The organism is Glycomyces luteolus, from assembly GCF_027622875.1.
Classification (GTDB): Bacteria; Actinomycetota; Actinomycetes; order Mycobacteriales; family Micromonosporaceae; genus Glycomyces; species Glycomyces luteolus.
Genome location: NZ_JAPZVP010000001.1, coordinates 21,313 through 46,166, shown reverse-complemented (window position 1 = coordinate 46,166; position 24,854 = coordinate 21,313). Strand labels below are relative to the sequence as shown.

Sequence of the window (24,854 nt, the reverse complement as noted above, 5' to 3'; positions counted from 1 at the left end):
TCAAGGATACGCGGAGGGCCCGCCCGGGCGCCATCCATTAAGCCGCGCAGTGACCGAGGCCGGTCAGTCGGCGTCGAGGTTCCCGCACAGCACCCGGTCGGCGTCCGCGCCCTCGGACGAGGTGAGGGCTTCCGGGGCGTGGACGACGACGCTCCGGGCCCGTTCGTCGAGGATGAGGTCGCTCGAGACGGTGGCCGAGCCGACGCCGGTGTCCGAGGTGGTGAATGACAGCTCGATGATGTTCCCGGCCGCGTCCTCGCCGTCGGGGTCGGCGAGCCAGTGGCCGCCGCCGGGCGGGTCCTCGTCGCATCCGCCGTCGTGGACGTGCGACATGTACTCGGTGCCCGGAGCGAGGCCGGTGACCGCGAGCCGCACCGAGGTGCTGCCGGTGGAGGAGACGTCGGCGGTGCCGGTCGCGCGCGGGGCGATCTCGCTCCAGGCGGTCGTCACCGCGAGCGTGGCGGTCCAGGCCCCGCCCAGGTCGTCGCTTTTGGGGTCCTCGCCGCCGCAGCCCGCGAGGGCTCCGGTCAGGACGACCGCGGCGGCGGTCAGGGCTCGGATCGGCGGCATCGGCACTCCTTCGTCAGTGGCGAACCCAGTATCGGTCCGCGAGGGGCGCCGCCTCGGGATTGCGGCGGCCGTGTCCGGCGTGGACACGGCCGCCGCGGCTCACACGCCCGCCGCCACGGGCACGTCGACCGCGATCCCCTCCCCCCGCGTCAGCTCCACCCGGCGGGTCAGGCCGAGGCCGTCGAGGAACGCCTCGTCGTGGCTCACGACCACGAGGGCGCCCTGGAATGCCGTGAGCGCCTGCTGCAGCTGCCGGATCGAGCTCATGTCGAGGTTGTTCGTCGGCTCGTCGAGCAGCAGCAGCTGCGGCGCGGGCTGCGAGGACAGGACCGTGGCGAGGGCCGCCCGGAGGCGCTGGCCGCCGGAGAGGGTCGACACGAGCTGGAAGACCGAGTCGCGGCGCATCCCGAAGCGGGCCAAGCGGGTCCGCAGGAGCTTCTCGGCGGCGTCGGGGGCTTTCGCGCGCACGTTGTCGAGCACGCTCGCGTCGTCGTCGAGCAGTTCCAGCCGCTGGGTGAGGAACCCGTGCGGGACGCGGGCGGCGTCGGCGATGGCGCGCAGCAGCGTGGTCTTGCCCGCGCCGTTGTCGCCGGTGACCGCGACCCGCTCGGGTCCGCGCAGGTGCAGGCCCAGGCCCTCCCCGTACAGGTCGCTCACCTTGAGCCCCTTGAGGATCACGATGTCGCGGTGGGTGGAGACGCTGGTCTCGGGCAGGTCGATGTTGATCCCGCCGTCGTCGCGCAGGCTCTCCTCCGCCTCGTCGAGGCGGTCGCGGGCTTCGGCCACGTCCTCGAGTTTGGCGTTGAGCAGCTTCGCGGAGGACACCTCGCCGGCGTTCTTCTTGGCGTTGAGCAGTATTTTCGGCGTGCCGCCGCGAGCCTGCTCGCGACGCCATGACGAGGCGCCCTTGTCGTTCTGGGTGCGGGCGGCGATGAGCTCCTTCTTCTGGCGGGTGAGGTCCTGCCTGGCGTCGCGAACGGCGCGCGCGGCGGCCTCCTGCTCGGCCTCGATGGCCTGCTCGTACACGCTGTAGTTGCCCTCGAAGACGCGGATGCGTCCCTTGTAGAGCTCGGCTACGGCGTCGACGTGCTCCAGCAGCGCCCGGTCGTGGCTCACGACCACGAGGGTGCCGTTGAATCGCCGGATCGCCTGGTACAGGCGCTTTCTCGCCGATCCGTCGAGGTTGTTCGACGGCTCGTCCAGCAGCAGCACGTCAGGACGGCGGACGAGCCGGCCCGCCAGGCCCACGAGCATCGACTCGCCGCCGGACAGGGTGCCGACGGTGCGGTCGAAGTCCACGTGGTCGAGGCCGAGCTCGTCGAGGACCACGCGGGAGCGGTCCAGGAAGTCCCAGTCCTCGCCGATCACGTTGAAATTGGCCTCGTCCGCGTCCCCGGCCTCGATGGCGGCCAGCGCGCGGCGCTTCCCGGCGATGCCGAGCAGATCGGACACGGTGTCGCCCAAGCGGAGCGGCAGCTCCTGCGGCAGGTACTCGATGAGCCCGGAGGCCGAGATCGTGCCCGACTCGGGCTCGAGCAGACCGGCCACGAGCTTGAGCAGGGTCGATTTGCCGGTGCCGTTGTCGCCGATGAGCGCGGTGCGGCCGTCGGAGAAGACGGCGTCGAGCCCGTCGAAGACCCTTTCGCCTTCGGGCCAGAGGAAGCGGAGCTGTTGAACGTTGATATAGGTGGTCATGAGACCTCTCTCAGGTCGATGCTGAACGGAATCGAGATGAGAGACATCGCGCCGGAAACGGCGTAAAGGGAACATCCCCCCGGGAATGGGCACCCTCTTGATCGAAGACACACCGGTCACGTGCACAGAGACGTGATGGCGCGATGTCTACGACCTAGAGCTTCAAGTGAGTGCCTAACGTCGGGAACAAGGACGTCGTCAAGGGTAGGCCAGCGCCGCGGCGGCGTCAAGCGAGACGCGCGCCACGGGCCGCCCTGCGGGGCAGGCGGCCAGTGGCCATCGGGGGCGATCTTGCAGCCGGTGGACTGCCTCCACACGCCGGCGGAACCGGTGGGGGGAACCGAATTAGAAAGGAACCTGACAGTCGCGCACGTCGACAATGGCCGCACACGCTTCGTGTGCGGCCATTGTCGACGGACGTCAGTCCTCGTGCTGTTCGGGATTCCTGACGAGCGCGATGATCGAGACGAGCAGACCGCCGCCGACCACCGCGAGCGCGACGATCATCATCGCAATGGCACTGGGAGTCACAGGTCGACCTCCTTCTCGATCGATACGTACCCGGCGTCGTCGAAGACCTCTTCGGGGATGGCCGGCGGCGCCTCCTTGCGGCGCAGCACCAATGCCATGACCAGTGCGAACGCGAGCGAGCCGCCCGCGACGGCCCAACCGAACGCCTGATACTCGTGGTAGTCCGCGAGCGGGCTGTCGGGCCCGGCCGCCAGCAGATCCCGCACGTTGAAGAACAGGATGACCGCCAGCGCGAGCGGCGTGATCACGCCCAGGCAGGCGAACCAGATCGGGCCGATCTTGAACGTCGAGGTGGCGTTCGCGTCGTCGCGCAGCTCCTGCCACCGCCACAGGACCCACACCACGGCGATGATCGCCACCGGAGCGGCCACCGCGATGCCGTAGTTGTTGATGAAGTGGTCGGTCACGTCGAGCACCATGAGGCCGTTGACCGTCGGGAAGAGCACCAGCGATGCGGCGGCCATGACGCCGCCGACGATCGCGACGGCCTTCCTGCGGCCCCAGCCGAAGCGGTCCTCGAACGCCGCGACCGGGACCTCGACCACGCTGATGAGCGAGGCCCAGCCGGCGACTACCAGCGAGACGAAGAAGAGCACGCCGAACAGCCCCGCCAGGTACGGCAGCGTGTTGATGATCGCCGGGAAGGCGATGAACGCCAGGCCCACGCCCGCGTAGGACTGCTTCTCGATCGGCACTCCGGTCTCGAGCGCGAGGAAGCCCAGCACCGAGAACACCGCGATGCCGGCCAGGATCTCGCCGAACGAGTTCGACATGCCCACCGTCCACGCGGAGGTGGTGATGTCGGACTTCCGCTTGAGATACGAGCCGTAGGTGATCATGATGCCGAAGCCGACCGACAGCGTGAAGAAGATCTGCGCGTAGGCGGCGAGCCAGACCTGCGCGCCGCGGATGGCCTCCCAGTCGGGCGTGAAGAACGCGTTCAGGCCGTCGACCGCGCCGTCGAGCGTGAGCGCCTGCACCAGGAGCGCGCCGAAGAGCACCACCAGCAGCGGGATGAAGACCTTGCTGGTGGCCTCGATGCCCCTCTTGATGCCCGCGCCGATCACCGCGAGGGTGGCGAGCCACACCAGCGCCAGCGCCACGGCCAGGCCCGGGAGCCAGGTCCCGAAGTCGTAGAGCCCCCCGGCTTGGAGGAAGTCGACCATGAGGAACGTGGCGGGGTCCTCGCCCCACTGCTGGTCCAGCGAGAAGAACGCGTACCAGGCGGCCCAGGCGATGATGACCGCGTAGTAGACGCCGATGACGATCGAGATCGCCACCTGCCACCAGCCGATGAACTCGGTGTTCTTGTTGAGGCGGCGGAACGCGAGCGGGGCCGAGCCCCGGAAGCGGCGCCCGATGGTGAACTCGAGGATCAGCAGCGGGATGCCCGCCGTGCACAGCGCGACCAGATAAGGGATGAGGAACGCGCCGCCGCCGTTCTCGTAGGCGACGCCCGGGAAGCGCCAGATGTTCCCCAGCCCGAGCGCCGAACCGACGGCGGCCAGGATGAACCCGAGGCGGCTCCCCCAGTTCTCTCTGATATTCGGTTCTCTCGCCATCGGCAGTCTCTCCAGTACATCGGGGTCGGGGCGCTGATATCGGCCTATACCGTAGCGAAGTCTGCACCACTGGAGCGCGCGAGTACCCGAAGGTGATCTTCGTCAGGCGTGCGCGGGGACCGAGGACGAGACGATGCCGCCCCGCGAGCGCTAAGCTTTTTCAGTTGCGCCCGACGCTCAGCGGCACTGGCGAGCTCACCACTCTCGCAGCGCCCGGCACCTTTCGCGCACCTTCGATTTCAATCCCGTCCGCTCCGCATCCGAGGAGAGCCGTGTCCGCTGCCATCACTCCGGCCGTTCAGTTCGAGCAGCAACGCCTCGACGAGCTGTACGCGCGCCTCGACCGCCTCCGCGGCGAGGCCGACGAGCGGCTCGACGAGTCGCGGCGCAAGCACGTGGAGAACGACCAGGAGCGCTCGCAGCGCGACGCCGAGACGCACCTGTACCACCGCCGCATCGCCCAGCTCGACGCCGTCGAGGAGGGCCTGTGCTTCGGACGGCTCGACTACCTCGCCTCCGACGTGCCGATGTACCTGGGCCGCATCGGGATCCACGCCGAAGGCGGCGAGCAGATGCTCGTCGACTGGCGCAGCGAGGCCGGCCGCCGGTTCTACCTCGCCACCGCCGCCTCCCCGGCCGGGGTGCGCCGCAGGCGCCACCTCCACACCAAGGGCCGCCGCCTCCGCTCCGTGAACGACGAGGTCCTGGACCTGGACGCCGCGGGCGAAACGGGATCCACGATCGGCTCCGAAGGCGCGCTCATGGCGGCGCTCGACGCGGCCCGCACCGGCGCGATGCAGGACATCGTCGCCACGATCCAGGCCGAGCAGGACCGGATCATCCGCGCCCCGTTGGAGGGCGTCATGATCGTCGACGGCGCGCCGGGCACCGGCAAGACCGCCGTCGCGCTCCACCGCGCCGCCTACCTGCTGTACGAGCACCGCGAGAAGCTCAAGCGCCAGGGCGTGCTCATCATCGGCCCCGGCAAGCAGTTCCTCCGCTACATCTCCGAGGTCCTGCCGGGCCTGGCCGAGACCGACGTCCTGCTGCGCACACCCGCGCAGCTGTTCCCCGGCGTCGTCGCCGACCGCCCCGAGACCGAGGCCGTGGCCGCGATCAAGGGCCGGGCCGTGATGGCCGGCGTCATCGCCAGCGCGGTCGCCGACCGCCAGGTGGTGCCGCGCGAGCCCGTGCCGGTCGACTTCGAGGGCCACGAGCTGTACCTGCGGCCGGAGAAGATCACGGCGGCGCGCGATGCGGCCCGCGAGACGGGCCTGCCGCATAACGAGGCCCGCGAGACCTTCCACAAGCGCGTGATCGCCGACCTCGCGACGCAGTATGCGGACATCATCGGCGAGGACCCGCTCGGCGGGGAGAACCTGCTGGGTCTCGAGGACCGGGCGCAGTTCGCGGTCGAGATCGCCTCCGACCCGATGATCCGCGGCCAGATCGAGGTGCTGTGGCCCGAGCTGACGGCGAAGGAGCTGCTGGAGGACCTGTTCGCGTCCCGGGAGCTGATCGCGTCGGCGGCCGCGGTGCTGCGGCAGGAGGAGCGGGCGCTCCTCCTCCGGCAGCCGGGCGGCTGGAGCGCCGCGGATGTGGCGCTGCTCGATGAGGCCGCTGAGCATTTGGGCGAGATCGAGGTGAAGCAGCGGGCGGGCGAACTGACCGCCGAGCAGATCGCGTACGCGCAGGACGTGCTCACGATCGCCGCCGGTTCGGCCTCGTTCGACTTCGAGGACGAGGAGTCGGAGATCCTGCAGGCCACCGACGTGATCGACGAGTTCTGGCTCGGCGAGCGGCAGGTGGACGAGGCGTTCGTCTCCGTGGCGGAGCGGGCGGCGGCCGACCGGCGCTGGATCTTCGGGCACGTGATCGTCGACGAGGCCCAGGAATTGTCCCCTATGGAGTGGCGGGCGCTGCTGCGCCGCTGCGTGACGCGGTCCTTCACCGTCGCCGGTGACCTCGCGCAGGCCGCCGGGCCCACCGCTCCGACGAGTTGGGGCCAGGTGTTCGGGAACTCCGGGCTCACCTGGCGCGCCGAGCAGCTGACCGTGTCGTACCGGACCCCGGCCGAGATCATGGAGGTCGCCACGCGCGTGCTCGACGCGATCGACGTGGAGGCGGCGCGGCCGCGCTCCGTGCGCGAATCGGGGCACCGGCCGTGGCTGGAGATCGCCCAGGAGGATCTCGACGAGCGGGTCGAAGCACTGGTGTCGGCCGAGAAGGCCGCGGTCGGCGAGGGCAGCGTCGCGATCGTGACGACGGCCGAGCGCGCCGCGGGCCTGGCGGGCATCGCCGAGGCGTCGGTGCTCACAGTGAAGCAGGCCAAGGGACTCGAGTTCGACAGCGTGATCGTCGTCGACCCGGACGCGATCGCGGCCTCGGGGCTGCGGAACCTCTATGTGGCGCTCACCCGCGCCACGAAGCGGCTCGGCGTTGTGGCGCCGGACAAGCCCGTGTTCCCCGGCGCAGAGGTCCTGTGAGAGTCGTACGAAGCTCCTAGACTGTTCAGCAGGTGTAGGGGCACGGCGCCCGCTTGCCGCGGTATATGAGTGAGGTGCGGGTTGACAACCACGACAGGGGACCTGACCGGTGCGCGCGTCGACGGGCGGTACCGGCTCGAGCGGCTCATCGCGCGCGGCGGGATGGCCGATGTCTACGAGGCGCGGGACGAGCGCCTCGACCGCACCGTCGCGGTGAAGATCATCACCAACGCGGCGGTCGCCGGGTTCGACGTGAAGGCCTTCGCCAACGAGGCCAAGACCATCGCGCGGCTCTCGCACCCGAACGTCGTGGCCGTGTTCGACCAGGGCGTCCATGAAGGACTGCCGTACGTGGTCATGGAGTACGTCCCCGGGACCACCCTGCGCGACCTGCTCAACCGGCGTCGGCGCCTGCGTCTCGAAGAGGCCGTGGAGCTGTGCGGGCAGGTCCTCGACGGGCTCCAGGCCGCGCACGATGCCGGGCTCGTGCACCGCGACATCAAGCCCGAGAACATCCTGCTCAAGAACGGCGGCCGCGGCGACCGCGTGAAAGTGGTGGACTTCGGTCTGGCCGAGGCGGTCCACGGCGACCGCGACACCGGCGGCCCGCTCGTCGCGACCGCCGCCTATGTCGCGCCCGAGCTGGTGAACGGCAAGCCCGCCACGACCGCGAGCGACGTCTACTCCACCGCGATCCTCCTGTACGAGCTGCTGACCGGCGAGGTGCCGTTCGACGGTCCCGACTCGGGTGCGGTGGCGCGCAGGCATGTCGACGAGGACGTCCCTTCCCCGCAGGTGAAGGCGCCCGATGTGCCGGACGGGCTCGCCGAGCTCGTGACCGCCGCCGCCGCGCGGCGGCCCGGCGCGCGCCCGGTCGACGCCGGGGCGTTCCTGCGGCGGCTCCAGGCGATCGACGTGCGGCCCGCGAAGGGCAGCACCGGGAAGGTCCCGCGGCCGACGCGGGTCGTGCAGACGACGATGGTCGTGGACCCGCCGAAGGCCAAGCGGTCGTGGAAGGCGCTGTCGACACTGGGGCTCATCGCTCTGCTGCTCGTCGGCGTCGCCGCGGCCGGGTGGTGGATCGGCATCGGCAGGTACACCGCCACGCCGTCGCTGCTCGACCAGACCCGGGAGTCGGTCGCGGCGTACGCGGAGGCCGAGGGCTTCGAGGTCGAGCTCGTGGACGGCTACAGCGAGAGCGTCCCCGTCGGCGGGATCGTCTCGCAGGACCCCGGCGTGGGCGACCGCATCCGCCGCGGCGCCACCATCACCGTCGTCATCTCCCAAGGGCCCGAGCGGTACCAGGTGCCGAACCTGGCCGGGATGAGCGAGGACCAGGCCCGCGGCGAGCTCGCGAAGTTCGACGCCGACGTCAAGGTCGAGCGCGAGTACAGCGCCGACTACGCGGCCAATGAGGTCACGCGCACCGACCCGCCCGCGGGTGAAGAGGTCAAGGCCGGGACGCCCGTGACGCTCTACGTCTCCGACGGCTTCCCGCCGCTCACCGTCCCGGATGTGGTGGGCCAGACCGAGGGCGCCGCCGCGTCGAAGCTCCAGACCGAGGGCTTGGAAGTCGGCGAGGTCAGCCGCAGCTACAGCGACACCATCGACGCGGGCCTGGTCATCTCGCAGACCCCGGCCGGGCAGGAGCCGGCGGGGCCGGGCGACACCGTCGACCTCGTGGTGAGCGACGGGCCCGAACCGGTCGAGGTCCCCGACGTGGTCGGCATGGACATCGGCGACGCCACCGACAAGCTCGAAGAGCTGGGATTCACGGTGAAGACCGCGCAGATCTGGTTCACCGGCACGGTGTTCGACCAGTCCCTCGACGCGGGCACCGAGCACCCGAAGGGATCCGAGATCTGGCTCTGGGCCCGATAGCGCGCGAACGAAGCGGGGCCGGACGATCACTCGTCCGGCCCCGCTTCGCTTGCGCTAGTTCGCTCCCGCGGCTTTCAGCTCGGCCATCGTGAACAGCGGCTGCACCTCGACGCCGACATCGGTCAGGTTCTTCAACCCGCCCGCCTCGCGGTCGATGACGCACAGGCCCCGCTCGACGATCCCGCCCCGGTTCCGCAGCTCCTCGACGGCGTCGAGCACGGCGCCGCCGGAGGTGATCACGTCCTCCACGATGAACAGTCGACGGCCATCGACGTCGCCGCCCTCGGCCAGGCGGCACGTGCCGTAGGTCTTGGCCTCCTTGCGCACGAACAGGGCCGGAAGGCCCGTCACCTGCGACAGGGCGGTCACGATCGGGATGCCCCCGAGCTCCAGGCCGGCCAGCGCGTCCACGCCGTGCGCGGGCACCAGCGGTGCCAGCGCCTCGGCGATGCGCCGCAGCAGGACCGGGTCGGACTCGAACAGGTACTTGTCGAAGTACTCGTGCGCGACCACACCGGACCGGAGCGTGAACTCCCCGGTCAGGTGTGAGCGGTTGAAGATGTCGCGAGCGAGGTCGTCAGTGGTGCTCATGCCGTCAGCCTGCCACGTGCGGGCCCTTACGGGCGCAGCGGCGGGTAGTCCGGGTCGAGGAGGTCACGCTCGGCCAGCCAGTTGTACAGCGGCGTCTCCTTCGGCCAGTGGCCCCAGCCGTGGTCGCCGGTGGCCATGTGGCCGCCGAGCATCTGCTGCTGGACCGGGTCGAGGTCGTTCCACCACGGCTCCATGGGCAGGTGGTCGACGAGGTCGCGGGCGCGGATCCAGCGCGGCGTGAACCCGAAGAACGCGACCTTGCGGGTCAGGTCCGAGTAGTTGTCGCTGCGGGCGTGCCAGATGCGGCGGTCGAAGAACATGACGTCGCCGGCGTTGCCGGTGACCTCGATGGCGCCTTCGGGGTCGGGCCACTCCATGTCGCGGCGCGGCGGGCCGTCGATCTGGTTCCACTTGTGGGAGCCGGGGATGATCTTGGTGTTGCCCCGGCCCTCCTCGGAGAGGTCGGTGAAGAAGAAGGCGAGCTTGACCGAGAGGCGGGGCCGGGGGTCGGTCTCGGTCTCGCGGTTCTGGCGGCCGCCGTCCTGGTGCCATTCGAAGCGGAAGGGGCGCTTTCCGGCGATCGGCGGGTGCTTGTCCACGTGCGAGTGATAGACGTGGAAATTCCAGCCCAGGATCGACCACACATAGTGGAAGGTCTTGGGGTGGTTGAGGAGGAACGCGAGTTCCGGGCAGGAAGTGACGGCGTCGAGGCGGTGCATCGCTCCTTCGGGGCTGAGTCGCCCCGCTTCCCGCTCGATTTCGTATACGCGGTCCAGAGCGTCGGAGCAACGCTGGATCTCTTCGGCGTCGAGCGCGCCGCGGATCATCAGATAGCCGTCGCGATCGAAGGCTTCTCGCTGCTCAGGGGTGAGAGCTGCGACACCGACCGATGTCAATGCGGTCATCTCAATGCCTTTCCGGTTTCCAGGGGGTCTGTCGTCTATCTAGACGCCCGATCAACCCCTCGCGGTTGCACCGCGGGTTTGGAAAAACAAGCAAGAAACCCGCGGCGTTGATTACCGGAAAGCGTAGTTGCCACCGGTTAGTGCACGCTGGAGAAAGCCTCGAAGTCTCATCGGAAAGTCGCGGAAACGAACGTAATTCACACCATTGGGGAGCGGACCGTCATTCTCCGAAAAGATCGGTGATCCAGTCGAACCAGCCGAATTCAAGCGAAATCCAGCTCCAACTGAGTTGGTCGAGATAGCTCATGCCGACCATGAACAGGAAGAGCCCGGTGGCGAGGTGCGCGAGCCGCGCCGACTTGCGTTTCGCGTGGAGCCAACGGCCCCAGAGGATGCCGCCCGCGACGCGGATCAGGAAGAACACGCCGACGGCCACGGCGAGCACGAACAGGTAGCTGAAGACCTGGCTGCGCAGCGTCTCCATGCCCTGCTGGATCGCCCAGATGAGCCACATGATGAGCGAGAACAGCCCGCCGATCACGGAGAGCTCGAAGCCCTTCGAGAGCGACCCGGGCGGGCCGAGCAGCGGCGGCCGGTCGGCCTTGTCGAGTTCGCGTTCGCTCGGTTCCTCGGGGTCGGTGGCGAGCTTCAGCCGCGGCAGGGGGCCGCGTTCCGCGGGCGGCCCGGCGGAGCGGCCGGGCGAGTAGCCGTCGGGGCGCTCGTCCTGGCCGGGGACGCGGACGCGACCGGCGACCGGCTTGTCCTGCACCTGCTGGGACGGCACCCCGGCCGCCATGACGCGGGTGCCGTCGGCCATCACGCGGGTGCTGTCCGCCTGCGGCGCGACCTGGGTCGGCGGGGCGGCGGGCGCGGACGGGCGGTCGAGGCGGCGGGTCGCGGCGGAGTCGATGGGGGCGCCCATCGGCACCGAATGCGGGCCGCCGGTGTGCTGGGTGTTCCAGTCGACGCCGAGGTCGGGGAGGTTCGCGCGGGAGACGACGGCGCACAGCTCGCCGATCCAGCGCGGCAGCTCCTCAGTGCGGGGCCGGTTCTCCGGCTTGTCGTCGAGCGGGGCGGTCAGCAGCTCGCGCAGGCGCGGGTGCGACTCCAGGACCGGGTGCTTGCGCAGCCGCGCCCACGGCACCGTCTGCTCCTGCCCGGGCGAGTCGGTGCGGGCGCTCGCGCCGGTGACGAGGTAGAACGCGATCGAACCGAAGCCGTGCACGTCGTAGGCGGGGCCCACGTTCCCTTGGTGCGCTTCGGGACCGGCGGTCTCGCGGGTGTAGGCGATGGTGGTCAGGTGGGCCGGCGTGTAGTAGCGGGCGCCGGTGAAGTCGATGACCTTCGCCGAACCGTCGGGGCCGATGATCACGTTCGCGGGCTTGAGGTCCATGTGCAGGACCGGGTGCGCGCCCACGGGCGGATGGTGCATCGCCTGCATGACTTCGGCGACGGATTTGAGGGTCCGGGCGGCGTCCACGCGGCCGACCCGCCACTGCAGCAGCTGGCGCAGGTCGTGGCCGGGCAGGTATTCGAGCACCTGGAACGGGACGGGCTCGCCCTGCGGGGCCTGCCCGGGAGGGTGCGGCAAGCGGCCGTAGAACGCGTCGATGCGGCGGCAGATCGCGCCCACGTTCCGGCCGTGGAGGTCCATGAGGACCGCGTCGCCCTTGTCCCAGGAGCGGAACTGGTGCTCGCGGGTGTCGTGGGGGTTCAGGCGGAGGACCTTGACGCTCAAGGGCGCGGAAGCGACCCCGGCCGAGACGCGAACTGCCTGGTACACGTCGGCCTGCCCGCCCGAGCCGAGCAGGCCGGTCAGCCGGTAGCTCTGCTCTGACCCCGGCAGGGGGTCGGCCGGGCCGCAGACGAGGTCGACGGTGGCGTTCGACATGAGTGGTCCTTCGCGATGAATAACTCCGAGCCCGCCCTCGGCGACGCTTGCGAGCCGTGAATCCATATAGCGTAACGCCCGGAATCCACCTCCCACGGCCCCCAGAGCCGGTCCTGTTCGCAGCGTCTCAACGGGCAACCCGGGCCCGCCTGAACGAATCGGCAGGTTCAGCGGCCCGAGCCCCAGGGACTTCCGGCTTGCGGCGAGGAGCTCGGCGTGATACCGCCGGCGGACGGCTGGCCGTAGGAGCTGGCGGGCGGGGCCGGGGCCTGGCTCGACTGCATCGGCTCGAAGACGCCCCCGGGCTGCTGCTGCGGCTGGGACGGGACGGCCGGCGAGGGCTGCACGCGGTCGTAGGTTCCGGTGGAGGACGGCGGCGCGGCGGCCTGGCCGCGGCGCGACAGCGCCCACAGCGCGGGCGAGACCGCGATCGACAGGAGCGCGAACCCGAGGATCCACGTGTCGACGAACCGCTCTTCGGCCTCGGTCGCGCCGAAGTCCATGTAGGCCATAAGAAAGCTGAAGGCCATGAAGAGCAGGGCACCCAGGAGGAACAGCACCTGGAAGATCTGGAGGAGAACGCGAAAACCCTTAGACATGTGTCGACGCTACCAACACGCGTCCAATTACTCCAGATCCGAAATGGCGAATTCTCCGGTTTTGGCCGAACGGCGCAGGGCCCGGGCGAATGCCCGGGCCCTGCTGTGCTTCGTCGCCGATTAAGGCAGTTCGGGAAGCTCGTGAGTGGCCTCCCACTCGGTGAGCATGTCGATGCGGCGCTGGTGGCGCTCGGCCCCGGAGAAGGCCTCGTCCACGAACGCGTCGGCGAAGCTCGTGGCCTCGTCGAGCGAGTGCATGCGGCCGCCGATGGCGACCACGTTCGCGTCGTTGTGCTGGCGGCCGAGCTTCGCGGTCTCCACGCTCCAGGCCAGGGCCGCGCGGCAGCCCGGGACCTTGTTCGCGGCGATCTGCTCGCCGTTGCCGGAACCGCCGATCACGATGCCGAGGCTGCCCTTGTCCGCGACCACCCGCGAGGCGGCGTTGAGGCAGAACGGCGGGTAGTCGTCCTCGGCGTCGTACTGGTGCGGGCCCACGTCGACGACCTCGAAACCGCGGCCGCCCAGGTGCTTCACCAGGTGGTCCTTGAGTTCGAGGCCCGCGTGGTCGGAGGCGAGATAAATGCGCACGATGGGACCTTAGCCTTTCGGGAGCTCGACGATGGCGAGACCGGCGCGGGCCTTCGGCACGAACCAGGTCGATTTGCGCGGCATCTTGAGCCGCTGGAGATTCACGTCGATGAAGTCGGGGACGGTGACCGGGGCGATGAGGATCGCCAGGTCCGCCTTGCCCGCGTCGACCTGCTCGGCGAGCCACGAGGCCGGGTAGTCGCCGCCGACGTACGTGATGCGCTTGTCCCCCGCGTCCCAGCCGAGCAGGCCGGTGAAGACCTCGTTCTCGACCTGCGTGTGGTCGAGGCGGTCCACCACCGAGCCCTCGACCGCCGGGAAGGCGATCTCCCAGGTGCGGCCCTGGCCGTAGACGACCACGGTGCCGCCCTCGGACGGAGTCTCGGGCGGGCCGTCGGTCTCGATGACCGAGGCGCCGATCTGGCCGATCTGCTCCACCAGCTGCGAGGCCGAACCGGGCAGGCCCTTGACGAGGCGGTGGTAGGGGCGGATGACGACCGACTGCGGGGTGGTGATCACCGCGAGGAACCGGTCGAGCTTGCCGACCTGCGCCGCCAGCGAGCGGTGGTTGCCGTCGGCGACGATGAGGTCGCCGTCGCCCGCGAGCGCGGTCAGGGCCTCGCCGGCGTCGCCGCCGATCGCCCAGATCTCGTGCGCGCGCCCGGCCTCGTCCACGTCCTTCGCGACGGGCTCGCCCGCTTCGGCGATGGCCGCCCCGATCGCGGCGTGCAGCTCCTCGCCGCGGCTCGACTGAAGCAGCAGGACGGGGCTGAGCAGGTGGCGCAGGCGCTGGTTGAGTTCGTTGCGCTGCTTGACCTTCTCGATGAAGACGTCCTCGTTGCGGATGACCTTGCCAGGCTCCTCGGCGGAGGAGGAGATCTCGGCGGTGTCGACGAGGCAGAACACGCCGTACGCGGTGGGCTCTTCGCCTCCGGAGATCCGGTAGGCGACGGCCACGTCGCCGAACGCGGCGAAGCGCCCGGCCTCCTTGAGGGCCGCGAGGCGCTCGGCCGCGGCGGGCAGGGCCTGCTCGAACGTGAGTCCGGCGGCCACCGCCTCGGGCGTGTGCGCCGGCATCTCGACGCCCAGCATGGATGCGGGATTCGCCTCGATGATCCGCGTGATCTCGGTTTCGTCGGGGAACTCGTCGTAGTTCTTCGCGCCAGTGTTGCCGGTGGAAAGCCAGGCCTGGTCGATCGGGTGTGCAGCAGTCACGCCACGAGGGTAGTCGACCCGCTTCGCCGCCCATGTGGCCGCTTGATGAACTTCCAAGATTTGGCATCCTCCCGCTTCCTGAGAGGGATTTCCCGACTCGAGATCGCGGTCCGACTACGGGTGGCCTGCTCATGGACTCGCGCGACCTTCAAGCGGGCCTTCGTCCGGTTCGCCGAGCCCTTCACCTTCACGAGAAGGCGCGCTGCGCTCGGGCGCCCACGCAGTCGCCATGCCGGGAAGGGCGGCATCCCGCTACGGATGAGGACTTCCAGTCGGATGTGACACACTTCTTTCATATCCGAACCCTGACTGGAGGCATTGTGGCGGCAACGCACATTCTCACTCGAGACGAGGCTCAGCGGCGCGCTGAGCTGCTCCACGTCGAGTCCTACACCGTGGAGCTCGACCTCACCGGGCACGAGCAGGGCGACACCTTCGACTCGCGCACCGCCGTCAAGTTCTCCTGCACCGAACCGGGTGCGGAGACGTTCATCGAGATCGCCGCCGAGCGCATCGAAGACGCCTACCTCAACGGGGAGCCGGTCGACCTCACGGCCTTCGATCCCAAGGCCGGGCTGAAGCTCCGCGGCCTCGCGGCCGAGAACGAGCTGGTCGTCAACGCGGTCTTCGCGTACTCGACCGACGGCCAGGGTCTGCACCGCATGACCGACCCGGTCGACAAGGAGACCTACCTCTATTCGCAGTTCGAGGTGGCCGACGCGCAGCGCGTGTACGCCTGCTTCGACCAGCCCGACCTCAAGGCCGCGTTCACGTTCCAGGTGCGCACCCCGAAGCACTGGACCGTGATCTCGAACATGAAGCCTGAGTCGGAGACGGTCGTCGAGGACGTCAACCTCAAGGTGACGCTGTTCGAGCAGTCGGTGCGGATGAGCCCGTACATCACCGCGATCTGCGCGGGACCGTACGTCGGCGTCCACGAGACCCACGACGGCATCGACATGGGCCTGTACTGCCGTCAGTCCATGAAGGACTACCTTGACCCCGAGGGGGTCTTCGAGGTCACCCGCCAGGGCTTCGACCACTTCCACGCCCACTTCGGGGTGCGCTACCCGCTGGCGAAGTACGACCAGGTCTTCGCCCCGGAGTACAACTTCGGCGCGATGGAGAACTTCGGCTGCGTCACGATCGCCGAGGCCTCGTTCCTGTTCCGCAGCCAGGTCACCGACTTCGAGCTCGAGCAGCGCGCCAACGTGATCCTGCACGAGATGGCCCACATGTGGTTCGGCGACCTCGTGACCATGCGCTGGTGGGACGACCTGTGGCTCAACGAGTCCTTCGCGGAGTGGGCCAGCCACTGGGCGAACGTGGAGGCCACCCGCTTCGACGGCGCCTGGACCACGTTCCTCTCGGCCCGCAAGAACTGGGGCTACGGCGCCGACCAGCAGCCGACCACGCACCCGGTGTACACCGCCGCGGGCGACACCGAGGAGATCCAGGCCAACTTCGACGGCATCACCTACTCCAAGGGCGCCTCGATCCTCAAGCAGCTCGTCGCCTACGTCGGCATCGACCCGTTCCTGGCCGGGCTCCGCGCCTACTTCGAGAAGCACCAGTTCGGCAATGCGGTCTTCCAGGACCTCCTCGGCGAGCTGGAGACCGCGAGCGGCAAGCCGCTCCAGGACTTCGCGGACACGTGGCTGCGCACGGCCGGGGTCTCGACCCTGCGCCCTGACGTGGCGGTCGACGCCGACGGCAACTACACCAAGGTCACCGTGCTGCAGGAGGTCCCGGCCGAGCACCCGACCCACCGCACGCACCGCATCGCGATCGGCCTCTACGACCTCGAAGACGGGGTCCTGAAGCGCCGCGACCGGACCGAAGTCGACGTCGCCGGCGAGGCGACCGAGATCGCCGCGCTCGTCGGTGTCACGCAGCCGGACTTCCTGCTGCTCAACGACGACGACCTCACCTACGCGAAGCTGCGCCTGGACGAGCGGAGCCTCGCCACGGCCGTCGAGCACACCTCGGCGCTCGATGACTCGCTCGCCCGCGCGCTCATCTGGGCCGCCGCCTGGGACATGCTGCGCGACGCCGAACTGCCCGCGACCCAGTTCGTGGAGCTCGGCTGCCGCAGCCTGACCACCGAGGACGACATCAACATCGTCACCGTCGCGCAGCGGCAGGTCGGCGGGGCGCTCGCCTACGCCGACCCCGCGAACCGGGCCGCGCTGCGCGAGTCCTGGGCGCAGGCCGCGAAGGCCGCCATGGAGGCCGCCGCGCCGGGCTCGGACCCGCAGCGCTCCTGGGCGAAGGCCTACGCGTCGAACTCCAGGTCCGAGGCCGACCTGGCCCGCGTCAGCGGCTGGCTCGAGGGCCGCGAGGTCCCCGAGGGCCTGGCCGTCGACGCCGACCTGCGGTGGGCCCTGCTCACCGGGCTCGTCGGCAACGGCGCCGTCCCCGAGGACGCCATCGACGCCGAGCTCGACCGCGACTCGACCGCCGACGGCCAGCGCCTGTCGTACGTCGCCCGCGCGGTCGTCCCGAACGCCGAAGCGAAGCAGCGCGCCTGGGAGCGGATCACCGACCCGAACTCGGAGAACTGGGTCCGCCGGTCCTCCATGCTCGGCTTCGCGCCGCTCGACCAGGCCGACCTGGTGCGCCCGTACCTGCAGGCGTACCTCGACGCGGTGCCGGAGCTGTGGGAGAAGCTGGGCGCGCAGCAGGCCGTCGAATTCTCGAAGCTCGCGTTCCCGTCGAACCTGATCGAGGCCGAGACGCTCGAGCGGCTCGACGCCTGGCTCGCCGAGGAGCGTCCCGCGCCGGTCAAGCGCGGCGTGGCCGAGGGCCGGGCCGACATCGCCCGCGCCCTGAAAGGCCGGGAACTGGACAAGTCCGCTTAATTCCGGAACGAGTTCCATCGGGGCTCCGTGGTCGCCGCGCACAACGGCGGTCCCGGAGCCCCGAGCGCTTTTCGCACCGTTGATAAGCTCGCTCTGATTCACCCCTGTGCCTCCCGGACAATGCTGTGCCTTCGAAGGCCGAGCTGTAGCTCCCAAGGCAAAGAATGGAGAGAACCGTCTTGTCCGCGCTTTTGCCGGTGGCCGTTCTGAGCGCCACCCTGGTCGCGTTGTTCGGGATCGTCCTGCCGCTCCTGCTGCTCGGTCCCGTGCTCGCCTCGCGCACCCGCCCGCAGCCGCAGCAGCTGATGTTCGCCGTCGTGCTGCTCATCCCGACCGTGCTCATCGGCTCGGGATTCCTGGCTTGGTGGGCGGTGGACTGGCTGCGCCGCTACGACGTGCCCGCGCCGGAGCTGGTCGGCATCGCGCTGGTCGCATCGGCCGTGATCGGGCTGATGGCGCCGCTGCGGCTGCCGGGCGGGAACGGGCCGTTCTGGCTCAAGCCGCTCCTGGGCTTCGCCTCGGGTGTGCTCGTCCCGATGTCGATCATCTGGTCGGTCGACGCGGGCCTGCACGAGGTCGCCGCGGTCGGCATCGGCGTGCTCGTGCTGGCGGTGCTCGTGCTGCTGTTCCGGCTCGTCGCCAAGCCGCTCGCCGACCGGCGCCAGGTCAAGCAGGCGCGGAACTCGGTGCGGCGCTTCCAGGGCCAGCTGGTCGACGTCACCGACGCGGCGTGGAGCCTCTCCAGCGCGCGCGGGGACGCGAACCGGATCGTGCTCACCTACAACGGGGAGTCCGGCGGCAAGTCCGTCGGCGCGGCGCTGATGCTCAAGCGCGACATGGAGTGGGTGCCGAAGGCCAAGGAGAACGAGTCGGCGGTGTTCGAGCTCGCGAAGGGCCTCAACGGCCAGCCGACCGAGGCGGTCCTGGCGCAGAAGCAGATCGGCTCGCCCGCGACGCTGACGATGCGGATCCCGGGGACCACGATCCTGTCGATCCGCGAGACCGTGGCCGACTCGCTCTCGTGGGTCGAGTTCATCGGGAAGCTCGAGCTCACCAAGGCCGAGGACCTGTTGAAGCGGCAGTTCCCGGCAGACGCCGGAAAGGCCAAATAGACAAGGCGATGGCCCGGAAGCCGAGGCTTCCGGGCCATCGTTCTGTCTCGGGTCTAGCGGCTCGAGGCGGTCTCGGCGAGCATCCGCAGGCCGGTGATGATGCCCCCGGCGAGCTGCCCGGCGCCGAAAGCGGCTTCCATCGAGAAGACGACGAGGGCCGCGGAGCGGTCCGGGACCTTCTCCTGGGCGAGCTTGCCCGTCACGATCTCCAGCTGCCGCTGCTCGGGCGAGACGGCGATGAGGATCGAGCGGTCCGGGTCGGCGAGCTTGTCGTGCAGGGCCTCGGCCGCGCCGCGGACCGGGTCGTGCAGCGGGCCGACGAAGACGCTGTAGTGCAGGCCGCCGCCGTCGCGCTCGGCCACGGAGAGGGCCTCGTCGATGTGCAGCAGTTCGCGGGTGTCGAAGGGGCCCTCGAGCATCGCCGGCTGGACGTCTTCGGGGCTCTTGTCGACGCCCTCGATGATCGCCACCTGGTTACCACTTGCCATGCGAGCCTCCCTTGGGTCCACTGGCGACGGTCTCGGCGCCGTGGGCGCCGGACTCGAGTTCGGCCAAGCCGGACTCGCCTGCCACCGCGCCATTGCGGGCGACGAACCACACCGGTTTGAAGTTGTAGGGATCGCCCGCGCGGTAACGGGACTGCGGCCTCGGGTGGCGCAGGAAGATCACGGCGAAGACCGCGACCACAACCAGGATCGGGGCGCCGAACAGTATCAGCAAGTCCTGGAACGTCATGTTGCTCCCCTAAATACAGGTACAGGGTGACTCGGTGGGATCTACGGCTGGCAATCGGGCGTCGTCGCCCTCCTCAGTCACAGCCGGAAAAGCGGGCTCCGAGTCCGACCCTCAGACTAATCCAATTACGCCCCTCACATCGCCGCAGGTGGTAAGTCGGTGCAGCCGGTCGCACAGGGACCGAATGCGTTGGCGCGCCATGCCAAGGACACGCACAGGGCCCGTCGGCGGTCAAGCGACCGTCGACGGGCCCTGTGCGTCCGATGGAGCGGCTCTACGAGAGCCGGGCGCGCTCCTTTCCGTGGCGGGGAAGCCAGGCTTCCCACGCCGGGTCGGGGCGGCGCTGGCCGCGGAAGCCGCGCAGCTGCCAGCCCGAGGGCGGCCGGGGCACCCGGGGCAGGCGCCAGCCCAGCTCAGCGAGGGTCTTGTCGCTCTTGCGGTGGTTGCACGGGGCGCACGCCGCCACGACGTTGTCCCACGTGTGCGTCCCGCCGCGCGAGCGGGGCACCACGTGGTCGATGGTCTCGGCCGAGGCGTTGCAGTACACGCAGCGCCAGTCGTCGCGGGCGAACACGCCGCGCCGCGAGGGACTGGACCCGACCTGCCTGGGGATCGGCACATAGCGGTTGAGGCGGACCACCGACGGGACGGGGATGTGCATGGTTTCCGAGCGCAGAAAACCGTCACCAGGAGTGACGGTTTCGGCCTTCCGAGTGAGCAGCAGCACCGCCGCCCGCTTGACTGGTATCACGCACAGTGGCTCATAGCTCTGATTCAGGACGAGGGCGGAGCCCAGCGTGGCCGCGTTGTGCGTGAAGAGATTCGGGAGCACCCCTGGGGAAGGGTCATCGCTGTCGAGCGTGCTCCTATGTCGAGGACCTATCACGGTGACGTACCTCCAAGCCATCGGTCCCGTCAAGTTTGACCTAAATCTCAGAAAATTGCACCCTGGTTCCGTGGGATCTTGAATGACGCGCGAATATCGTCTGTGCGGACCCGGGACGACACCGGATCGGACGGTCGTCGGTAAGGGTGCGCGCGGGCCGTGAACATGACGACCGCACCTCGATGACCTTGAGAAGGACGAACGTGGAATTGCTTGCCGCCACCGAGGGGACCTCGCCCTGCGACCCGGGCTTCAACTCGTGCTCGCTGCTGTACAAGATCACCGGCAACGAGGAGTTCGCCCTCGACGGCGGCGTGGTGCTCGACAAGATCGGGCAGGTCCTGCTCATCGTCGTGGCGGCCTTCTTCCTCCGCTGGCTCGTCAACCGGGCCATAGGCCGCATCATCAAGCAGGTCACCTCGATCAAGGGCCCGCAGTCGATCGCTGAGCTGGCGGACAAGCTCGGCTCCGGCAATTCCCGCCGCGACGAGCTGCTCGGCGACCGCAGTGACAAGCGCGCCGAGACCCTCACCGGTGTGCTCCAGCACGTCGCCGGAATCGTGATCTTCACCATTGCGTTCATGCTCGTGCTCAGCGCCTTCAACGTCAACCTCGCGCCGATCCTCGCCAGCGCGGGCATCGCGGGCATCGCGATCGGCTTCGGCGCCCAGAACCTCGTGCAGGACTACCTGGCCGGGATCTTCATCCTCATCGAGGACCAGTACGGCGTCGGCGACGTCGTCGACGTCGGCGACGCTTCCGGCGTGGTGGTGGACATGGGCCTGCGCGTCACCACGCTCAGGTCGCTCGACGGGACACTGTGGTACGTGCGCAACGGCCAGATCCTGCGGGTCGGCAACTCGAGCCAGGGCTGGGCGTACGTGGTCGTCGACACGCCTCTGCCGCCGTCGGCGGACATCGACCGGGCCGGGGAGATCATCACGCAGGTCGCCGCGGCGTTCGTCGAGGAGGAGGAGTGGAGCACCCACATCCTCAAGGAGCCCGAGTACCTCGGGCCGATCGAGATGACGATCGACGAGATCAAGGTGCGCCTCGGCGTGCGCACGGCCTCCGACCAGCAGTGGGCGGCGGGCCGCGAGCTGCGGCTGCGCGTCACCGAGGCGCTGCGGGAGGCCGGGATCATCGACCCGGCGACGAGCGGCCGGATCTACGTGCCGCGCTCGGCCGCGGGCGGGGCCGCTGGTGCGGCGGGGGCCGCCGGGACTCCGGCTTAGGTGATGTAGGGCGCATTCGGTGTGACGCGTGCCGGATCGCCTTCCCAGTCGGTCCCGCCCTTGGCACGATTGGGAGATGCCTAGTGACAGCCCGCGGGCCGTGGTGGCCCTGACGCCGACCGGACAGCCTGCGCCCACGCAGTCCTTCTACGAGGCCGTGGGCGGCGAAGCGACCTTCGAGCGTCTGACCAGCGCGTTCTACGCGCAGGTGGCCGACGACCCGATCATGCGCCCGATGTACCCCGAAGCGGACCTGGCCCCGGCCGCCCGGCGGTTGAAGATGTTCCTCGAGCAGTACTGGGGCGGGCCGCACACGTATTCCGAGGAGCGGGGCCACCCGCGCCTGCGGATGCGCCATGCGCCTTTCACGATCGGCGAGCGCGAGCGCGACGCCTGGCTGCGCTGCATGCGCCACGCGATGGACGAGGTCGCTCTGGCGCCCGAGTACGACAAGGTCATGTGGGAGTACATGGAGCGGGCGGCGGACTTCATGCGGAACGCATGAAGCTTGAGCGCAGTATGCGGAACGCATGAAGCCCGAGCGCACCACGCCGAACGCGTGAAGCCCGAGCGCACCACGCCGAACGCGTGAAGCCCGAGCGCACCACGCGGAACGCATGAAGCCCGAGCGCACCACGCCGAACGCATGAAGCCCGAGCGCACCACGCCGAACGGGTAGCACTCGTTCTGCACCAAGGCAACTGAACATCGAAACGGAGCGGCAGGGATGACCCCGCCGCTCCGTTTTCATGTACGCGCTCAGGTCAGGCGAGGCACTGGCGCTCGACCTCGCGGTAGAGCTCGTCGTGGGCCTGGGCCCATTCCAGGTATTCGCTGCTGGCCAGGTCTTCGAGGTCGTCGATGGTGCCCGGGTACTCGTCGGCGATCAGGATTTCGAGCGCATCGGAGCAGACCTGGCGGGCCTCGGAGTCGGCCTGGAGGTTGTCGCGCTCGAGCTGGAGCGCGACGATCTCGTTCTCGAGTTCGGCCTTCGCGTCCGCGAGTTCGTCGCGCTCGGCTTCGGCTGACTCGAGCTGGCCGGCCTGTTCAGTGAAGTCGTTCGCCTTCTCCGAGTAGAGGATGCCGAAGGCCGCCGCGGCGATGAAGAGCACGATCGCGATCACCGCGAAGGCGATGGCGGCCTTGTTGCGGGGCTTGCGCGGCGCGGGGGGCAGCGGTATGGGTCCGGTCGGCATCCCGGGGGGCGGTCCGACCGGCGATCCTGCGGGCGGGCCCATCGGCGGCGGGGTCATCGCGTAGCCCTGGACGGGCGGGGCGACCGGCGACGGGAGTGTCGCCTGCGGCATGGCGCCGGGGGACGCTGCGGGTGCTGGTGCGGCCGAAGGCGCTTCCGCGACGACGGGCGCGGGCGCGAACGATGGGAAGTCCGCGGAAACGGGTGCCTGTGTCTCCGTGAGGAAGTCCTCGTCGCTGGAGGCGAAACCGGACTGGGGCGAAGCGGCGGCCGTCGGCGCCGCGGCGGGCCGCGATGCCGAGCCCGGGACCACCTTCACGGTTGCGTCTACTTCGGACTCGAAGGCCGATGGCGCGGCCTGCGCGGGGAAGTTCACCGTGGCATCTGGTTGCGGCGCTTCGGGTTCGGGGTTGGAGGCGAAGGGGGCGGGTGCGGCGGTGCCAGGGGGACGGGCGCCTTGGGGTTCGGAGGTCATGAGGTCTCCTATCCAATTTGGAGATGGGGGTTCCTCATGAGCGTACCGGTTTGAAGGGAATCTCACCTGCTCAAAGCGCCGCCCCGGGCTCCGATGGGAGCCCGGGGCGGCGGTGCACAACGGTCAGACCGGCAGGGTTTACAGCAGTTCGCCCTCGAGCCACTCGACGAATGTGCCCGAGATCGCGGTGCCGCAGTCGATGAGCTCTTCGAGCAGGGCGGTGGTGATGCCGGGGCGGACGGGGACCTGGATCTCCCCGAAGACCGGGAGCGCGCCCGATTCGGTCGGCTCGCCGAGGTAGGCCTTGAGGAAGCGTCGGGTGCGGTTCCACTCGTTCATGGCGGCGTAGCCGCGCTCGGCCCACTCGCGGGGGACGGTCTGGTAGGCGCGGGCGCGCAGGACCAGGATGTCGGCGTCGGGGCCTTCGGCGCGGACCTGGACGATGTGGCGCTCCCAGAGGGCCACGATGCCGCCGTTCTCGTCGACGAGGTAGCGGATGTCGAGGCTCTTCAGGGCCGCGATGATGCGCTCCGAGTCGAGCGGCGCGGCCTCATCGGCCTCCTGGGCCACCGCGTCGGCGGCGATCTGCTCCAGGTCGGTGACGAAGTCCGGGTCGATCTCCTCGAGATCGCGCTTGATGAGATGCCAGCGGTCGACCTCGGAGATCTGCTCCCGCTCGGGGCCGAGCAGGAGCTGCTCCGCGGTGAGCTCGTGGCGCAGCTCACGGGAGGCGAACTCGAGGTCGACCTCGAACTCCTCGGTGTCGAGTTCAGGATCCTCATGCCGCTCGGCGCGCGGGGTCGGGACCGCGCTCGGCTGGCTGCCGCGTGCCTGGGCGCGTTCGGCGGCTCCGCCGAGCTCGCTGTCGGCTTCCGCGACCGCCTCGGCGATCGATTCTTGCTGTGCGTCGCGTTTTCTGCTGCGCCACCATGCCATGGTGTTGTCCGCCTTCCCACCCAAAATGCGAATCACTGGCAGTGTTGGGTAATACGTTGGCATTCATGCTGAGCTGAACCATTGGTTGTGATTGGTTGTGCTTCGCGGGGCATAGCCAAGTTACGTCGTGTTGCAGTGAGCAGACTAGGGCTTGCCACTGACATGGCACAAGCGTCAACCAATCCTGACCAAAAGTATGAACCGTCGCGCGTTTGTTCGCAGGCACGAACGGGGTACTGTCACCGGTTTCATATGTATCAGAACGGGAAGCGCCGTCCCATCCTCCGGACGTCGGGTATCCGTCACCGAATGGTGTGACGTCACTGTGTGTTCCGAATCGGTCACAGCATCGGCAGGCCGCGGTCCCTGTCCCAGACGGTGCCGTAGGTGCCGGCGAGCCCGATGCGGCGACCGGCCTTGAGGACCTTGACCGGGTCCTCCCCGAGAAAGCCCATGCGGCACAAGGCGGCGACGAGTCGGAATTCGACCGGATAGATCCTGCCGTCGTGTTCGACGCGGAGGGTGACGTGGTCGAGCATGGCGTCGCGCAGGCGCCGGTCCCCGATGCCCTGGCCGCGCCGCTCCCGCAGGGCCTGTGCGGCCTTGCGGTCGATGTCGGCGATGTCGGCGGCCGGGACGGTCTCGACGGTCGTCCACGGCTGCTTGGGGAGGCGCCCGCGCCATTCCGCGACGGGCCGGGGCGCGGCTTCGCCGGCGACGAGGTCGCCGGCGCGGTAGAGGCCCTCGGCGAGGTCGCCGTCGGCGGCTTCGCGGACGGCGAGGACGCCGATGGGCAGTGCCGCCCAGAGGCGGCCGCCCTGCGCGAGCACGAGGGCGTCGGGGTCGAGCCTGGCGGCGCGAGCGGCGAAGGCCGCGTCGTCCCCGGCGGTCGTCGGGTCGGTCAT

Annotated in this window: 22 protein-coding genes; 6 read left to right on the top strand and 16 right to left on the bottom strand. The window is 69.5% G+C overall.

Going from position 1 to position 24,854, the window contains the following annotated elements; all coding sequences use genetic code 11:
• Positions 1-63 precede the first annotated feature (63 nt).
• The 4 genes from O1R50_RS00200 to O1R50_RS00185 form a co-directional block, all read right to left on the bottom strand.
• Entirely contained in the window at positions 64-570 is a 507-nt protein-coding gene (locus tag O1R50_RS00200; protein ID WP_270107801.1) for a hypothetical protein, read from the bottom strand.
• 99 nt (positions 571-669) lie between these two features.
• Complete coding sequence (locus tag O1R50_RS00195; protein ID WP_270107800.1) at positions 670-2,265, bottom strand: ABC-F family ATP-binding cassette domain-containing protein; 1,596 nt, start codon at positions 2,263-2,265, stop codon at positions 670-672.
• 420 nt (positions 2,266-2,685) lie between these two features.
• The gene (locus O1R50_RS00190) at positions 2,686-2,796 is read right to left on the bottom strand and encodes a methionine/alanine import family NSS transporter small subunit (RefSeq protein WP_270107799.1); all 111 of its coding nucleotides are present in this window, start codon (positions 2,794-2,796) and stop codon (positions 2,686-2,688) included.
• A complete protein-coding gene (locus tag O1R50_RS00185; RefSeq protein WP_270107798.1) occupies positions 2,793-4,358 on the bottom strand; it encodes a sodium-dependent transporter in 1,566 nt (521 codons plus the stop codon). The genes O1R50_RS00190 and O1R50_RS00185 overlap by 4 nt, the downstream gene beginning before the upstream one ends.
• A 272-nt stretch (positions 4,359-4,630) precedes the next feature.
• On the opposite strand from O1R50_RS00185, the gene O1R50_RS00180 reads away from it, so the two are divergent.
• Positions 4,631-6,844 (top strand): HelD family protein, encoded by a 2,214-nt coding sequence (locus O1R50_RS00180; RefSeq protein ID WP_270107797.1) that lies wholly within the window; start codon positions 4,631-4,633, stop codon positions 6,842-6,844.
• Between the two features lie 81 nt (positions 6,845-6,925).
• The gene (locus tag O1R50_RS00175; protein WP_270107795.1) at positions 6,926-8,725 is read left to right on the top strand and encodes a Stk1 family PASTA domain-containing Ser/Thr kinase; all 1,800 of its coding nucleotides are present in this window, start codon (positions 6,926-6,928) and stop codon (positions 8,723-8,725) included.
• Positions 8,726-8,779: 54 nt separating this feature from the next.
• Here O1R50_RS00175 and pyrE read toward each other — a convergent pair whose 3' ends face one another.
• The 6 genes from pyrE to O1R50_RS00145 form a co-directional block, all read right to left on the bottom strand.
• The gene (gene pyrE, locus O1R50_RS00170) at positions 8,780-9,316 is read right to left on the bottom strand and encodes an orotate phosphoribosyltransferase (protein ID WP_270107794.1); all 537 of its coding nucleotides are present in this window, start codon (positions 9,314-9,316) and stop codon (positions 8,780-8,782) included.
• A gap of 26 nt (positions 9,317-9,342) precedes the next feature.
• Positions 9,343-10,221, bottom strand: a complete 879-nt coding sequence (locus O1R50_RS00165) for a phytanoyl-CoA dioxygenase family protein (protein WP_270107792.1) — start codon at positions 10,219-10,221, stop codon at positions 9,343-9,345.
• Between the two features lie 220 nt (positions 10,222-10,441).
• Complete coding sequence (locus O1R50_RS00160; protein ID WP_270107791.1) at positions 10,442-12,112, bottom strand: serine/threonine protein kinase; 1,671 nt, start codon at positions 12,110-12,112, stop codon at positions 10,442-10,444.
• Between the two features lie 167 nt (positions 12,113-12,279).
• Entirely contained in the window at positions 12,280-12,711 is a 432-nt protein-coding gene (locus O1R50_RS00155; RefSeq protein WP_270107790.1) for a hypothetical protein, read from the bottom strand.
• Between the two features lie 120 nt (positions 12,712-12,831).
• Entirely contained in the window at positions 12,832-13,299 is a 468-nt protein-coding gene (locus tag O1R50_RS00150; protein ID WP_270107789.1) for a ribose-5-phosphate isomerase, read from the bottom strand.
• A 9-nt stretch (positions 13,300-13,308) separates the two neighbouring features.
• On the bottom strand, positions 13,309-14,514 hold the full coding sequence (locus O1R50_RS00145; protein ID WP_270107788.1) for a DUF1015 family protein: 1,206 nt from the start codon (positions 14,512-14,514) through the stop codon (positions 13,309-13,311).
• Positions 14,515-14,834: 320 nt separating this feature from the next.
• Here O1R50_RS00145 and pepN point away from each other — a divergent pair, with 320 nt between their 5' ends.
• Both pepN and O1R50_RS00135 read left to right on the top strand, forming a co-directional pair.
• Entirely contained in the window at positions 14,835-17,375 is a 2,541-nt protein-coding gene (gene pepN, locus O1R50_RS00140; RefSeq protein ID WP_270107787.1) for an aminopeptidase N, read from the top strand.
• Between the two features lie 179 nt (positions 17,376-17,554).
• Positions 17,555-18,487, top strand: a complete 933-nt coding sequence (locus O1R50_RS00135) for a hypothetical protein (protein ID WP_270107786.1) — start codon at positions 17,555-17,557, stop codon at positions 18,485-18,487.
• Between the two features lie 53 nt (positions 18,488-18,540).
• Here O1R50_RS00135 and O1R50_RS00130 read toward each other — a convergent pair whose 3' ends face one another.
• The 3 genes from O1R50_RS00130 to O1R50_RS00120 form a co-directional block, all read right to left on the bottom strand.
• A complete protein-coding gene (locus O1R50_RS00130; protein WP_408612560.1) occupies positions 18,541-18,906 on the bottom strand; it encodes a DUF5130 family protein in 366 nt (121 codons plus the stop codon).
• Between the two features lie 55 nt (positions 18,907-18,961).
• A complete protein-coding gene (gene ctaJ / locus O1R50_RS00125; protein WP_270107784.1) occupies positions 18,962-19,222 on the bottom strand; it encodes an aa3-type cytochrome oxidase subunit CtaJ in 261 nt (86 codons plus the stop codon).
• Between the two features lie 274 nt (positions 19,223-19,496).
• On the bottom strand, positions 19,497-20,018 hold the full coding sequence (locus tag O1R50_RS00120; RefSeq protein WP_344469212.1) for an HNH endonuclease: 522 nt from the start codon (positions 20,016-20,018) through the stop codon (positions 19,497-19,499).
• Between the two features lie 293 nt (positions 20,019-20,311).
• On the opposite strand from O1R50_RS00120, the gene O1R50_RS00115 reads away from it, so the two are divergent.
• Both O1R50_RS00115 and O1R50_RS00110 read left to right on the top strand, forming a co-directional pair.
• A complete protein-coding gene (locus O1R50_RS00115) occupies positions 20,312-21,343 on the top strand; it encodes a mechanosensitive ion channel family protein (protein ID WP_270107782.1) in 1,032 nt (343 codons plus the stop codon).
• Positions 21,344-21,419: 76 nt separating this feature from the next.
• A complete protein-coding gene (locus O1R50_RS00110; protein WP_270107781.1) occupies positions 21,420-21,848 on the top strand; it encodes a globin in 429 nt (142 codons plus the stop codon).
• 259 nt (positions 21,849-22,107) lie between these two features.
• Here O1R50_RS00110 and O1R50_RS00105 read toward each other — a convergent pair whose 3' ends face one another.
• From O1R50_RS00105 to O1R50_RS00095, 3 genes are all read right to left on the bottom strand, one after another.
• Complete coding sequence (locus O1R50_RS00105) at positions 22,108-23,013, bottom strand: hypothetical protein (RefSeq protein WP_270107780.1); 906 nt, start codon at positions 23,011-23,013, stop codon at positions 22,108-22,110.
• Between the two features lie 138 nt (positions 23,014-23,151).
• Entirely contained in the window at positions 23,152-23,949 is a 798-nt protein-coding gene (locus tag O1R50_RS00100; protein ID WP_270107779.1) for a type III secretion system chaperone family protein, read from the bottom strand.
• A gap of 341 nt (positions 23,950-24,290) precedes the next feature.
• Positions 24,291-24,854, bottom strand: coding sequence for a hypothetical protein (locus O1R50_RS00095; protein WP_270107778.1), 564 nt, complete (start codon positions 24,852-24,854; stop codon positions 24,291-24,293).

Excerpts from the sequence above, each read along its gene's own strand:
- O1R50_RS00195 (WP_270107800.1), bottom strand. The coding sequence starts at position 2,265 with ATGACCACCTATATCAACGTTCAACAGCTCCGCTTCCTCTGGCCCGAA.
- O1R50_RS00110 (WP_270107781.1), top strand. The coding sequence starts at position 21,420 with ATGCCTAGTGACAGCCCGCGGGCCGTGGTGGCCCTGACGCCGACCGGA.
- O1R50_RS00165 (WP_270107792.1), bottom strand. The coding sequence starts at position 10,221 with ATGACCGCATTGACATCGGTCGGTGTCGCAGCTCTCACCCCTGAGCAG.
- pyrE (WP_270107794.1), bottom strand. The coding sequence starts at position 9,316 with ATGAGCACCACTGACGACCTCGCTCGCGACATCTTCAACCGCTCACAC.
- O1R50_RS00160 (WP_270107791.1), bottom strand. The coding sequence starts at position 12,112 with ATGTCGAACGCCACCGTCGACCTCGTCTGCGGCCCGGCCGACCCCCTG.
- O1R50_RS00200 (WP_270107801.1), bottom strand. The coding sequence starts at position 570 with ATGCCGCCGATCCGAGCCCTGACCGCCGCCGCGGTCGTCCTGACCGGA.
- ctaJ (WP_270107784.1), bottom strand. The coding sequence starts at position 19,222 with ATGACGTTCCAGGACTTGCTGATACTGTTCGGCGCCCCGATCCTGGTT.
- O1R50_RS00105 (WP_270107780.1), bottom strand. The coding sequence starts at position 23,013 with ATGACCTCCGAACCCCAAGGCGCCCGTCCCCCTGGCACCGCCGCACCC.
- O1R50_RS00095 (WP_270107778.1), bottom strand. The coding sequence starts at position 24,854 with ATGACCGACCCGACGACCGCCGGGGACGACGCGGCCTTCGCCGCTCGC.
- O1R50_RS00185 (WP_270107798.1), bottom strand. The coding sequence starts at position 4,358 with ATGGCGAGAGAACCGAATATCAGAGAGAACTGGGGGAGCCGCCTCGGG.
- O1R50_RS00155 (WP_270107790.1), bottom strand. The coding sequence starts at position 12,711 with ATGTCTAAGGGTTTTCGCGTTCTCCTCCAGATCTTCCAGGTGCTGTTC.
- O1R50_RS00130 (WP_408612560.1), bottom strand. The coding sequence starts at position 18,906 with ATGCTCGAGGGCCCCTTCGACACCCGCGAACTGCTGCACATCGACGAG.
- O1R50_RS00100 (WP_270107779.1), bottom strand. The coding sequence starts at position 23,949 with ATGGCATGGTGGCGCAGCAGAAAACGCGACGCACAGCAAGAATCGATC.